Raw genomic sequence first — 12,692 nt, 5'->3', positions numbered from 1 at the left:
ACACCCAACGCAGCCTGTGCCTACTGGCGAGACTATCTTCCTCACGCTCCTTGAGGTTAGCATACTAATCCTACTAGCTGACTTGGCCGGTGGTGTCCTCTCTAGGTATGGCTTTCCCAGGGTAGTCGCCGAACTCCTGATAGGACTTGCCCTAAGCCCATACGCACTGGGCTCACTACTGAACGCGTTCATGCACCTGGAGTTATTCACAATCAATGATTACCTACTATTCCTAACAAACCTCTCAATAATACTCCTACTCTTCGCCTCGGGCCTTGAGCACGGCCTATCCACACTCAGGGAAGGCGGCATATACGGCGTATTAGCCGCCGTCTTCGGGGCCATAACCCCCTTCGCCCTGGTCTACTGGGCCTTAACAACCGTTGGGTTGCAACCCACGGAATCCGCGATAATTGCCCTATCGACGGCACCCACGAGCCTAGCCGTGGTCGCCGGAATCATCGAGCGTGAAGGCTTGACGGGTCTACCAAGCACTAGGGTTTTGATCACGGCGGCGTCGATAGACGATGTCGTGGCTCTAATACTCCTTTCCATGGTCATAACCACCGTGGGCGCCGGCGGCTTCACGTATGGCGCCATAATCGCGGCTGTCAAGACCGTGGCCCTTTGGGTCCTGGTATTCATACTGTCCGTGCTATTCATACCCAGGGCCCTGAATAGGGTTGGTGAGGAGGTGATTACCTACGCATCCCTAGTGGTCCTCTTCGGCATAGTCCTCATAATGACCACGCTGGGCTTTTCCGAGGTCATTGCCGCGTTCATAGCAGGCGTGGCCGTTGCTGAGAGCAGGTCCTCGCAGAGGGTTAGGGAGACTGTGAACGTGTTACTGGCCATATTCGGCTCCATATTCTTCATAGCCATGGGCCTACAACTAAACTTCAGGTATATACTCAATACTGAGGTACTGGTGGTGGCACTCGTGGTTTCATTAGCAGCGGTGGTTGGTAAGGTCGTTGGTATATACCCATTCGCCTACCTAAGGCTTCGTAATCGCCGTGACTCAATGGTCGTCAGCTACGGCATGATACCCAGGGGTGAGATGGGACTCGTAATCGCATCCATAGGGTTAAGCAGTGGCTTAATTAACATGGGTGAGTTCGGCATCATAATACTCATGGTGTTGATAACAACCATAGTCGGCGCCGTAGTGTACAGGCGCGAGGCCTGTAGGGTACGACTAACGAGGGCGGACTAACCCCCTGGTGACCGCGTATTCGTACAGAGCCCTCAGGGCGTTAGCCGCGGTCTCCAACCTATCGTACGTCGGCACACCACCCTCCTCAAGCCTAGCCTTGAAGGCCCTCGCATCCTCATTCGCACTGATTCCATAAACAACTATTGGCTTACCGAACCTCCTGGCCTCGATTATGTAATCCGCAAGCTTAGGCGTCATGCCAGGCAACTGCATTTGGGCTAGTACCAGCGCCATGTCGATGTGGCCGGTCGGTAGTACGGTGTCTAGGACGAACTTGTACATGGCGTCCGTGGCACTACCCGTCAAGTCAATCGGGTTTGCAGTGCTTGCGAAGGGTGGTAATGACTTGGCCAGGGTGCTCCGAACCTCCTGAGGCAGTTCGGGCACTACCAATCCAACGGACTCCACATTATCAACAGCCTGAACACCGGCACCACCACTATCGGTGATTATTAAGACCCTGTTTCCCCTTGGCAACGGCTGCGTGGCTAATGCCTTAGCGACCTCGAGCGCATCCATCAAGTTATTAACCTCTATGGCACCTGCCTGCCTCAGCATTGCCCTGTAGATCTCGTAATTACCCGCCAGGGCGGCGGTGTGGGACTTAACGGCCCTACCCGAGGACTTCGACCTACCAGCCTTATAGACAATCACGGGCTTAACCTTAGTCACCCGCCTCATAACCTCAAGCAACCTCCTGCCCTCCCCAGGGTACTTCAACCCCTCCACGTACATGACCACGACCCTCAAATCCTCATTACCCGCCAAAGCCTCGAGCAACTCCACCTCGCTAATGTCGAGCTTATTCCCGTAGTTCACGGCAATGCCAACACCAATACCCTTCCTAGCCGCCCAATCGAGGATCGCCGCAGCGACCGCACCACTCTGGCTTATAAGGGCTATCGGCCCAGCCCTAGGCCTCTCCATCCTACCCTGCGGTATGAAGAATGTGTCTAAGCCATTAAAGGCGTTGTAAACTCCAATGCAGTTTGGGCCTAGTATCCTAACCCTGCCCTGGGATGCCTCCCTAACCTCCCTCTCGAGCCTCGCCCCATCCTCACCAGTCTCGCTAAAGCCACCACTAATTACTACGGCCACTTTAACGCCCTTAGCCGCACACTCACTCATTATCCTCGGTACGGTGGGCGCCGGCGTGACTATTACGGCTAGGTCAACCTCATCAGGGATCTCAAGCACGGATCTGTAGACCCTGTGGCCCAGTAATTCCGTGTAGCTTGGGTTGACTAGGTAGACCCTGCCCCGGAACTTGGTGAGTAGGTTCCTGGTTATGACGCCGCCGACGCTCCCCTCCCTAGCCGTGGCGCCTATTATGGCTATTGACCTGGGGTTGAATAGGTAGTTAAAGCCCTCACCCACGGTTTAGTAATGCGGCCCGGCTTATTACGTATTACTCATTTGCATGGGCAGTATATACACGGGGAACCAATCCTCCCTCCTAATCACTATATTATTGTATGTATAGACGTACCTCAGGGCGAGGTTCAGGTAGAGGAGTGTTGGTAGTGATGTTGTTGGTGTTGCATTGCAGTCATACCAAATGCCCAACGGTTTCAGCGTGCCATTTGTTGAGGATATGTTTATTGCGAAGTACGTGAGACCACTCGGCAATACCGGTATGGGCTCACTGACGTTGCACCTAACCTCACCAATCACCTGCCCAAGGGAGACCAGGTTGAAGCCGGTGACGTTTGTACTCCCCATCGGGGCCATTTGGAATACGTAGACCCCGAGGATTGGTCTCGAGAGGTTCGTTATGACAGGCACGGCGTACACCACGCCTGAGTCCTGGGTCGTTAATTGGAATGACCCCCTCTTAACAACGCCGTAGACTAGGGCGGTGGCGTTGAATCTATAGGCGACTCCGGATTTTGTTAGGTTGGCTAGGTTTCCTGGGTAACCAGTCACGTTTAGTCCAGGCGCTATGATCACGGTATTATTTGGTCCCTGGTATATCATGACTAGGAAGTATGAGCCGCTGGGTATCTTGCCGCTTATTATTATGTTTGTGCCAGTCCTGGGTATGTAAATGTTTAGTTCAGTTATTGGGAAGTTGAAGTTATTAGTACCTATTATAACGAGTAGGTTGTTCCCAAAGCCTAGGTACGCATTCGCGGTTAGGTTTAGGTAACCCGTCACGGTGGTCAGCGGTGACGGTATTGAGAGTATGAGGGAGAGGGATGCTATGAATCCCACGAGTATTATCAAGCCACCAAGGGCGTAGGCCGGTATACCCCTAGCCATAATCTCAGGTTAATGGCTTAGGTTAAAAATATAAAATTACTTCCTCATCATGAGTTCGCGAACATACTCTCACCCCTCTCATTGATGAAGCCAACCCTTATTACATTGTCGGCTATAGTCTCTAGGACGTCCACGTGGGACGTTATTATCACGGTCCTAACGCCATTACTCAGGCTCCTAATCCAATCACCAACCCTACGCCTATGCTCCTCGTCCAAGTGCTCCGTGGGCTCATCAAGTATTAGTATCGGTATTACGCCCATGACCACCCTGGCAATTGCGTACCTAAGCATTAGGGACACCAGGTTCCTCTCGCCTATGGACAACGCCTCAACGGGTAGTGAGACCCCATCATTCCTCCTGACCACCACTTCGTAGTCCTCATTAACCTCCACGGACGCGTACGAGGCCTTGTGCATAAGCTCTCTCATCATTACATTCAACTCCTCATTAACCGAATCAAGGAATATCCTCCTAACCACGGGCTTGACGTCATCAAGGACCTGCTGAAGCTTACTGAGCATGTCCGAAGCACCAACGTACTTACCCAACTCACCCTTAACCCTACCCACCTCCGACTCCCTACTCGCCAACTCACCCCTCAACTTCTCAATCCTATCCCTAAGCGCGTTGACCCTACCCCTCAACTCCCCAACCTCCCTAACCAACAAGTCCCTCCTCACACTCAACTCCTTAATCCTAGCCCTAACACCCTCAAGCTCCCTAATCCTCCCCTCCAACTCCCTAAGCCTACCCTCAACACTCAACCTCTCACTGTGTATATTCAATAGCCTAGCCTCACCATCCCTAACCCTCCTCTCCAACTCATCAACACTCGCCAACCTACCCCTCAACTCAGCAAGCTCAACCTTAGCCCTACCCAACCCCTCAAGCTCACTATTCAACCTACTCAACTCCCCCTCGATACCCTCCAACTCCCTCCTCAGTGACTCCTCACTATAGCCGCTAATCCTCGATAACTCCTCAAACAGTGAGTCCCTCCTCCTGCGTAGGTCCTCAAGGGACGCCCTAATGACGCCCTCCCTACTCAACTCCCCCTCGATACTCCTCAACTCACCCTCCAACCTACTCAACTCCTCAACCTCACCACTAAGCCTGCTCAACCTGCTCCTTAACTCATCCCTCTTCCTCATCAACTCCCTAAGCCTAACCTCCCTACTCACCACAAGCTCCTGGGCCAACTCCCTACTCAATGGCCTACCACACAATGGGCACCTCTCGACAGAACCACCCCTCAGCAGGTTTAACTCCGTCTCCACATGCTCGATCTCCACATCAACCTTGGCGAGCTCCTCCCTAACACTATTGATCTCCACGTCTATCGACGCCCTCCTAGCCAACCTCCTCCTCAGCTCCTCTGCTCTTTCCTTAAGTCCATTAATCCTGTCCAACTCATCATTCAACTCCTTAATACTACCCTCGATACTCCCCAACTCCCTCCTAATCTCCTCAGCCCTCTGCCTATAGCCCTGGACCAGCGCCAGCCTTGCCCTGACATCATCCTTCCTCCTCATTAACTCCTCAATCCTGGCCCTCAACTCGCCTTCCCTGGACACCACCGACTCAAGCTCAACGACCCTAGCCCTCAACTGGCTTAGTTGGTTTAGGGTGTTCCTCAACGCATCTAACTCGCTCAAGACCCTGCCCTCCTCTTCACTGAGCATGGAGAGCCTCTGCTTCAACTCCGCATACTCACCCTCAAGCCTCTCCATCTCCTCCTCACTACTCATTAACTTATTCAACTCCTCCTCAACAGCCCTAAGCTCACCCTCCCTCTCGCCCAGAGCCTTCTCGGCGCTGGAGACCTCGCTCTCTAGTTTGGCTAACTCCTCCCTCCTACTCCTTAATTCACGCTCAAGTACCTCAAGCCTACCCCTAAGCCCCTCGGTAATGCTGGTCACGGCCCTAAGCCCCTCCCTAACCACGTCCTGCCTAGCCCTCTCAATGGCATCAAGCCTGAGCAGGGTGTCCAACTTAAACTCGCCCTTCCTACCACTCCTGAGTATCTCCCTAATCTCGCCCTGCCTTACGTAGAGTAGTTCCGAGAATGTGTCGAGGTCTATACCCGTGGTTTTAACCACGAATTGCGTGACCTCCCTATCCCTAGCCGCAACCCTCCTACCACCCTCATCGAGGACGTAGGTCTGCGACTCAAGGGTTCTCTCGGTGCTGAAGGCCCTCTGTATGAGGTATTTACGCCCATCAATTCCCACGTACTCAAGGCGAATAACGGCGCTGGACGCGCCGCGCCTAACGAGGTCGCTAAGCCTGTACTTACCCCTAACCCATTCGGAGCCGTATAGGGCTATTGCTATTGCCTCAAGTATGCTCGTCTTACCGGAGCCGTTTGGCCCATGTATGAAGTTTATGCCCTCGGTAATTACTGCCTTACCCCTCATTATCGACCTGAAGTTCTCAATCTCAACCTTAGTAATCATTTCTGAACACCCAACCAATCAGTGATTGATTTACTACCCCTGAGTGGTACACCGACCAGGTTCTCGAGGACCTTCAACGCTCCATCCTCATCATCGGCCCTAACCCTCTCGATAATGTCCATGACGACACCCACCAACTCATCATTACCCAACCTGGACCTAAGGGCCTGCCTAATTATCTCATTAATACCGCCAAACACCCTAACCGACCTCTCACCCCCACCAACCTGTCTCTCCAGGCTTAGCCTAACGTCGACCCAAGCCCTACTGAAAAGCTTCCTAAGCGCATTGGCGTTGAAGTCCCTGGTCGAGTAGCCACCGGCCACCCTGCCCTCAACCTCCAGGATGATCAACGAACCCCTCTGATCCATGTTGCTGGCTATGTAGGCCACGTCACTCCTAACAACACTGGGCTTTGCCTCATCATACTTAACCCTCACCCTGATAAGCCTCCTAGAGACCCCAAGCCTAACACCGCTGACCTTAACGCCATTGCCACCAACATCAAGTAGTAGAAAGCCCTTTGGGTCTAGGTCCTTAACCTTCCTTAGTTTTCCATTGGAGTACTCATAAACCTCGAACTCCCTGGCATCCCATATCTCGAGTGAACCTGGGTAAACAGCGTTGATCCTCGGGTGCCTGAGTTCATGCTCGTGTATGTGCCCCACGGCGAAGTAATCAATGTCCAATTGAGCCAGTGGCTTCTCATTAATCATGAACACATCCACGTTGGGCATTGGGTATATGTACGGCGCGCCCTCGATGTATTGATGAATAACGGCTATGTTGATGCCACCACCCCTCAGGGCATTTAATGAATTGATAAGCCTATTCTGCATATCCGTGTACACCGTGCCGACCCCAATCACCCTGACTTCGCCCAGGTCCACGTAGTTATTATCCAGGTACTGAATCAAACCCATTTGGTGGAGCACGGCGAGTGGATTCTCGACTGGGTTTATGACTGATGAGTCGTGATTACCCCTTATGGCTATGACCCTTATCCCAGCCTCCCTAAGTCTCGCTAACCCCCTAATCGCCGTTATGTATATGCTGGGTGATGGTCTCTGGGTGTCGAAGAAGTCGCCACTAATTACCACGGTGTCTAACCCCCTCTCCTCCCTAAGCCGTACCAACTCATCAACCGCGCTCAGGAATGCTCTGTTGTAGTCCTCGAGCCTCTCGTCTAACCCGTACTGGCGATGGCCAAGGTGTATGTCGGCTAATTGCGCAATTAGCATTCTAACCAACCCTCAGCAACCCATCCTTAATTGCTTTTGCCGTCAGTGCTATTACGTGTGGACATGGCTCATATGTAGAGCCACACACCTCGCAGCTCCAGGTGTTCTCACCGAGCCTGACCTCAACATGGGCACCACCAACCCTACCACTGAGGACCCCAGTGTCCATACTCACATCACCAACATCATTAATTAATGAGACCGCCTCAAGCACACTCCTTGCACCGACCTTGGTGCTAAGGGCCTTCTCGACCCCCTCCCTCAACTCCTCAACGCTCAAATCAGCCTGGACACCCCATGCCTTGCTCAGGTCTATGTCTGAGCCACCGTAATCAAGCACCCTATCCCTGAGCCTAATCACGAGTGGTAGTGGTGTTATTGGACCAACCACAATGCCCTCACCAACATCAAGCATGGGTATTAACCTGCCCAACTCCTCATTAAGCACCTCACTGGCGCTTAGTACGGCCATTACGTCCCTCTGATTAACGAGCCTCAGTATTATTTGGCTATTGCATTGACTGAGTACGTCAGGGTCAACCTTCGAAGGCCTCTGGGTTATCACGACTAGGTAGACACCGAACTTACGCCCCTCACCCGCTATCCTAGAGATTATGCTTAGGCTCAGCGTTGATTTAACGGCCCTCGGTTGGGCGAACCTATGGGCCTCCTCGAGGATGACAACCACGGGGAATGGATACCTGGGCCCCGGCAGGTTCCTCACGTAATTAACCCTAGCCCTAAACACCCTACTCAGTATGTGGTATACCACGTGGTCCTGAACCTCATCGCTTAGGCCGGCAAGGTTGATGATGGTTACGGAGCCCGGCCTCAAGACCTTATCAAGTGGTAGTGACCAATACGTGTAGAGCCCAATTCTCCTAAGCCTCCTCAAGTAGACCCTGGTGCTAACGAGCAATGCCTTCTTTGTCTTACTATCTATTAAGTCCTCAAGCTCCTTCAACACCTTCTCCGCCCTCCTCCTGCCCTCATCATCAAGCGATACATTGAGTCTCTTCAACACCCTATCTACGCTCGTGTTAGCCCCGTACTCAAGGATTTCATTAATGACCTTAATCATTGAGTCCAGGGTACCCAACTGCCTAGCACCGCTGTGCTTAACAATGGTCCTGACGAGGGTGTGGACCAGGTATATGACGTACCTAATCTTGGACGCGCCCCTCGGAACGCCAGCCACGTCAGCCAGGACCTCTGGCTGGACCTTCATTGTGTTTATCCTATACCTCAAGTCGCCGGTTCCTACCTCGGACGCCGTTATTACGATGACCTTATCGAGGAATTGAGGACCAAGCCTTGAGATGCTGCTTTTTATGTGCACGTACTCGCCGTGCGGGTCAATGACGAGTACCGTGGCGCCCTTCTTCAGCAATTCCTCAATGAGTATTACCGAGGACCAGGTCTTCCCAGAGCCCGTGGATGCTATTATGGCCAGGTGCCTCCTGAGGCCATTCATGTCTATGCAGTAGGGCACTTCAGACCTTAGGGAAAGCCTGCCAATGCATAGGGCTCTATCTGGGTCGACCCTAACGAACTCGCTCACCATGCCTGTGTCGGCTAAGTACACGGGCGTACCCACGGCGGGTGTTGTCCTCGGCATGTATATCCTATCGCCGTACTTATAGCCAAGCACCATTACTCTGGCCTGGACAACCTCGACAATGCTATCCCTGGGCATGTCGTCCAGTACGTCGGCCACGTAGCCATCAACCCCAACCCTATATGGTTCACGCCTTATCCATAGTACCTGCCCAAGCACGTTCACATTAACCTCCTTATCATTGACGTAGTCCCTCATGGGTATGTAGACGTAGTCATAACGATTAACACCGCTGTTCCTCTTTATGGAAACCACGTACACCAGCGGGCTCTCCACATTAACGATAAACCCAACCTCATTAGCCATGGCTAAGCAAGCAACTCTCGATATAGTGGGTATTTAACATGATGCTGACAGGAATTATGCAGAGAAGGACAAAACTTTTACCCTATTGAGTAATCATAAGCCGGGGGAATGCGGGTTAACGTGAGGTTTAGGTGCCTTAGGTGTGGCTATGTAGGACTTGGCAATGGCCCATCATGCCCTAGGTGCGGCTTCCCATTAATAGCTGAGCCTAGGGGTGTTTTGAGGATTGATAGGGAGAAGCCGAGCATCCTTAGGTACGCGTCGGCGTTGAACTACGGCGATAGGGTCGTAACACTTGGCGAGGGCTTCACTAGGATTAGGAGGGTTAATGGCGTGCTCATTAAGGATGAGTCCAGGAACCCAACTGGGTCCTTCATGGATAGGGGCTCATCAGTATTAATTAGTAATGCTGTGGGTGAGATCAGGGTTTTGTTCGAGGAGGACTTCACGTTATCAATAGCCACCTATGCCAATGCCGCCGGGGTTAGTGCTAAGGTCTATGTTAATCCCGACCGCGTTGGTGCGTATGCGGAGCTCCTCAGGCTATCAACTATGGGTAATGTGACTATTGAATTCGGTGGTGGGCATGGCATTAACACGTTCTACGGCGAGCCCATATTTCTTGATGGTGTTAAGACCATAGCCTACGAACTTTACGAGCAGGTTGGTGAGGTGGAGGGTGTGGTGTTGCCCATGGAGAGGGGTTACCTGGCGCTGGCCGTTTATGAGGGCTTTAGGGAACTGCGTGAGTGGGGGTTCATCGGTGATTTGCCGAGGTTAATACTCGTTAAGCATAGGGCTGCTCAGATGACAGAAATTAGTGATTGGCTTGTCAGGGCCGCTGGGGCTAGGGTTGTTGATGTGAGTGATGAGGAGACCATAAGGTCAATGATTGAGTTGGCGAGGAGCGGGATGTACGTTAAGCCTGTGTCCGCCATGGCCTATGCCGCGGCCTCAACGCTTGGTGGGGATTACGTGGTCGTTATAACGGGTACTGGGATCAAGGAGTATAGGGTTGGTAGGGAGCTTGGTGGGTTAACGAAGCTTCAGGAGGCCATACTCGGGGTTTTGGAGGGTTCGAGGCCGTTAACCGCCTATGAGGTTTGGGAAAGACTGGGTGGCGTGGCGACGATTCAGGGGGTTTACAAGGCATTGGGCTCGCTGGTTAGGCGTGGCCTGGTGTCCCTTGGTTATGAGGTTCGCGGTAATAAGAAGGTTAGGGTTTACCGTTCATTATCGAATTATAAATAATTAAGGATAATTATTAATAATGGATGAAGAGGCTCGTGGATTTTGCGGTAAATAAAAATTATAAATATTTTATTACATAATTAATAGTGAGGTGGTTAGTATGATGATTGAGAAATTGCCTTCGACGTATGCCTCGATACTTAATGCGCTTGTTGAGTTGTACATGGCGTCTAAGAAGCCCGTTAAGTCTAGGGATATTGCTGAGAAGCTTGGTATTAATGAGGGCACGGTTAGGAACTCAATGGTTGCCCTGAGGGCCATGGGGTACATAGAGTCCAAGACTGGGCCCTACGGTGGTTATGTGCCGACTCAGAAGGCCCTTGAGTATGTTAAGATGCCTACGAACACGGTATTCGCCCTCGACATAGCGCCAATAACAATTAATAAGTTGCCCACGAACCTATACGTGACCGGTATTGAGTTGCTAGATGTGATTAACCCATTTAGTAATAGGGCCCTTGTTAGGGTTATTGGGGATATGAAGAATATTAGGATTGGTGATAATGTTAGGATTGGGCCCACGGCCAATAGTAGGGTCATAATCGAGGGCGTGATTACGGAGAAGAATGAGGGGTTGAGGGAGTTGGTGGTCGCCATTAATAAGTTGATAGCCATACCAAAGGTTAAGGTTGAGGCTCTAATGAGTAAGAACGTGATAACCATAAGGCATGACTCACCACTTAAGGAGGCGGCTAAGGTATTTGCCGAGAGGAAGATCAGGGCGCTCCCAGTCATTGATGATGAGGGTAGGATAGTTGGTTTAATAACCACGAGTGAGATTGCCAAGGCTTACTATGAGGGTAACCTAAACGTGAGGGTTGAGGACTACGCGAGGAGGGATGTGCCTACGATTGATAAGGAGGCCGACATATACGACGCGATGAGGCTCATGACCGTGAACAAGATCGGTAGGTTAATAGTGGTTAGTGGTGGTAAGCCCGTGGGCATAATAACCAGGACGGACATACTGCAGTACCTGGCATCACTCGATTAAGCATTTAAGGTGTAAAATGCACATTACTAAGTTGACTCACCTTTGCGACATTTGTGAGGAGAGGCCCGCGGTAATTAGGTGCAGGGTCTGTGGTAGGTACGTGTGCGATGACGACTTTGACCACGCACTAAACGTGTGTAAGGCCTGCTCAGCAACCCTGTGCCAAGTCTGCCGTGAGAGGCTTGCCGTGGGGCACTGCGTTAGGTGTGGTAGGTTGGTTTGTAGGAGGGATAGTGTTAGGGTTGGCCTTAGTAGGTACTGCATTGATTGTGCCAGGGAATTAGGCCTGATTAGTGAGGTTAAGAATAAATAAGGGGTTCATGCCATGATAATGATGAGCGAGGGTAAGCCAAGCGAGAGTAAGCCTGCGAGGAAGCTCCTAATACCCAGTTTCCTAACGCCGAGCGGGATCAGGCCTGAGGAGAAGAGGGAGAGGCGTGAGAGGAGGTTGAGGATTAGGCGTAGGAGTGACGTGGATGAGGGTAAGGCGAAGATGAACCCTGAGACGATGAAGGAGCTGGAGATTAGGGATAAGGTCGAGGTAGTGCTTGTCGGCGGTGGTTCCAGGGAGAGGAGGTACGTGTTTACGGTGATACCCAGCGAGGATGTGCCGAGGAATGAGGTTTGGTGTAATGAGGAGGAAATGAGGAGGTTGGGCGTTGCGGATAATAGCATAGCCACGGTTAGGGCCCCGAGGGAGTAATCGCATATCCTGGGGTTTGGTTTTAATAGCCGTAATGCACTACAGTGACGTGTTCAGGGGTTACCTAATTGGCGGTGCTGTGGTTGTTACGGACATTAATGAGGCCAGGAAACTCTACTCAATGGGGTTCTACGGTAAGTTCGTTAATGAGGATAAGGTTAAACTAAGCGAGGTCAACAACGTCAACTCACCACTGCAGCTTTCGATTGTTGAGGCTCTTTACCTGGTGGATAAGGGGTTGCTGGAGGTCTTTGATGGCGGCGGTAATAGGTTAACGAGGGATGACCTGGTTAGGGTTGGGCGGAGCACCGTGAATAACTTCGACCAGGTGTATACGATATATAGGGAGTTGAGGGATGGGGGCTTCGTCGTTAAGAGCGGGCTTAAGTTCGGCTCGTTATTTGCGGTCTACGAGAGGGGACCTGGGATTGACCACGCACCAGTCCTACTACACTTCATTGAGCCCAGGAGGGCCGTGAGTGCGCTTGACATAACGAGGGCAGCAAGGCTCAGTCACAGTGTGAATAAGAGGTTTGTTCTGGCAACGCAAAGTGAGGCTGATGGTAAGATGCACTACATAGCCTTTGAGTGGTGGAGGGCGTAGCGCATCTTCTCATTTATATCCCAGTGTTTATTGATTAC

11 protein-coding genes are annotated in these 12,692 nt (G+C 51.8%); 6 read left to right on the top strand and 5 right to left on the bottom strand.

Going from position 1 to position 12,692, the window contains the following annotated elements; all coding sequences use genetic code 11:
* Positions 1-16: 16 nt before the first annotated feature.
* Positions 17-1,216, top strand: coding sequence for a cation:proton antiporter (locus tag VDIS_RS03100; RefSeq protein ID WP_013335756.1), 1,200 nt, complete (start codon positions 17-19; stop codon positions 1,214-1,216).
* Here the strand turns inward: VDIS_RS03100 and VDIS_RS03095 are convergent.
* The 5 genes from VDIS_RS03095 to VDIS_RS03075 are packed head-to-tail and all read right to left on the bottom strand — an operon-like array spanning position 1,199 to position 9,102.
* On the bottom strand, positions 1,199-2,593 hold the full coding sequence (locus VDIS_RS03095) for an acetate--CoA ligase family protein (RefSeq protein WP_013335755.1): 1,395 nt from the start codon (positions 2,591-2,593) through the stop codon (positions 1,199-1,201). The two genes, VDIS_RS03100 and VDIS_RS03095, sit on opposite strands and share 18 nt — an antisense overlap.
* 24 nt (positions 2,594-2,617) lie before the next feature.
* The gene (locus tag VDIS_RS03090; protein ID WP_013335754.1) at positions 2,618-3,478 is read right to left on the bottom strand and encodes a hypothetical protein; all 861 of its coding nucleotides are present in this window, start codon (positions 3,476-3,478) and stop codon (positions 2,618-2,620) included.
* A gap of 47 nt (positions 3,479-3,525) precedes the next feature.
* Positions 3,526-5,937 (bottom strand): AAA family ATPase, encoded by a 2,412-nt coding sequence (locus tag VDIS_RS03085; protein ID WP_013335753.1) that lies wholly within the window; start codon positions 5,935-5,937, stop codon positions 3,526-3,528.
* A complete protein-coding gene (locus VDIS_RS03080) occupies positions 5,934-7,178 on the bottom strand; it encodes a DNA repair exonuclease (RefSeq protein WP_013335752.1) in 1,245 nt (414 codons plus the stop codon). The genes VDIS_RS03085 and VDIS_RS03080 overlap by 4 nt, the downstream gene beginning before the upstream one ends.
* Before the next feature lies 1 nt (position 7,179).
* Complete coding sequence (locus tag VDIS_RS03075) at positions 7,180-9,102, bottom strand: ATP-binding protein (protein WP_013335751.1); 1,923 nt, start codon at positions 9,100-9,102, stop codon at positions 7,180-7,182.
* Between the two features lie 120 nt (positions 9,103-9,222).
* On the opposite strand from VDIS_RS03075, the gene VDIS_RS03070 reads away from it, so the two are divergent.
* The 5 genes from VDIS_RS03070 to endA all read left to right on the top strand — a co-directional run bounded on the left by VDIS_RS03070 (position 9,223) and on the right by endA (position 12,654).
* On the top strand, positions 9,223-10,353 hold the full coding sequence (locus VDIS_RS03070; protein ID WP_245522556.1) for a pyridoxal-phosphate dependent enzyme: 1,131 nt from the start codon (positions 9,223-9,225) through the stop codon (positions 10,351-10,353).
* Between the two features lie 100 nt (positions 10,354-10,453).
* Positions 10,454-11,347: a CBS domain-containing protein gene (locus tag VDIS_RS03065; RefSeq protein WP_013335749.1), complete on the top strand. Its 894-nt coding sequence runs from the start codon at positions 10,454-10,456 to the stop codon at positions 11,345-11,347.
* A gap of 31 nt (positions 11,348-11,378) precedes the next feature.
* Positions 11,379-11,660 (top strand): hypothetical protein, encoded by a 282-nt coding sequence (locus tag VDIS_RS03060; protein ID WP_245522555.1) that lies wholly within the window; start codon positions 11,379-11,381, stop codon positions 11,658-11,660.
* A 21-nt stretch (positions 11,661-11,681) separates the two neighbouring features.
* Positions 11,682-12,050 carry a hypothetical protein gene (locus VDIS_RS03055; RefSeq protein WP_013335747.1) on the top strand — a complete coding sequence of 123 codons (369 nt, stop codon included), beginning with the start codon at positions 11,682-11,684 and terminating at the stop codon, positions 12,048-12,050.
* Positions 12,051-12,084: 34 nt separating this feature from the next.
* Complete coding sequence (gene endA, locus VDIS_RS03050; RefSeq protein ID WP_013335746.1) at positions 12,085-12,654, top strand: tRNA-intron lyase; 570 nt, start codon at positions 12,085-12,087, stop codon at positions 12,652-12,654.
* The last annotated feature ends 38 nt before the right edge of the window (positions 12,655-12,692 follow it).

The organism is Vulcanisaeta distributa DSM 14429 (genome assembly GCF_000148385.1).
Taxonomy (GTDB): Archaea; Thermoproteota; Thermoprotei; order Thermoproteales; family Thermocladiaceae; genus Vulcanisaeta; species Vulcanisaeta distributa.
This window is presented reverse-complemented; position numbering and strand designations above follow the sequence as displayed.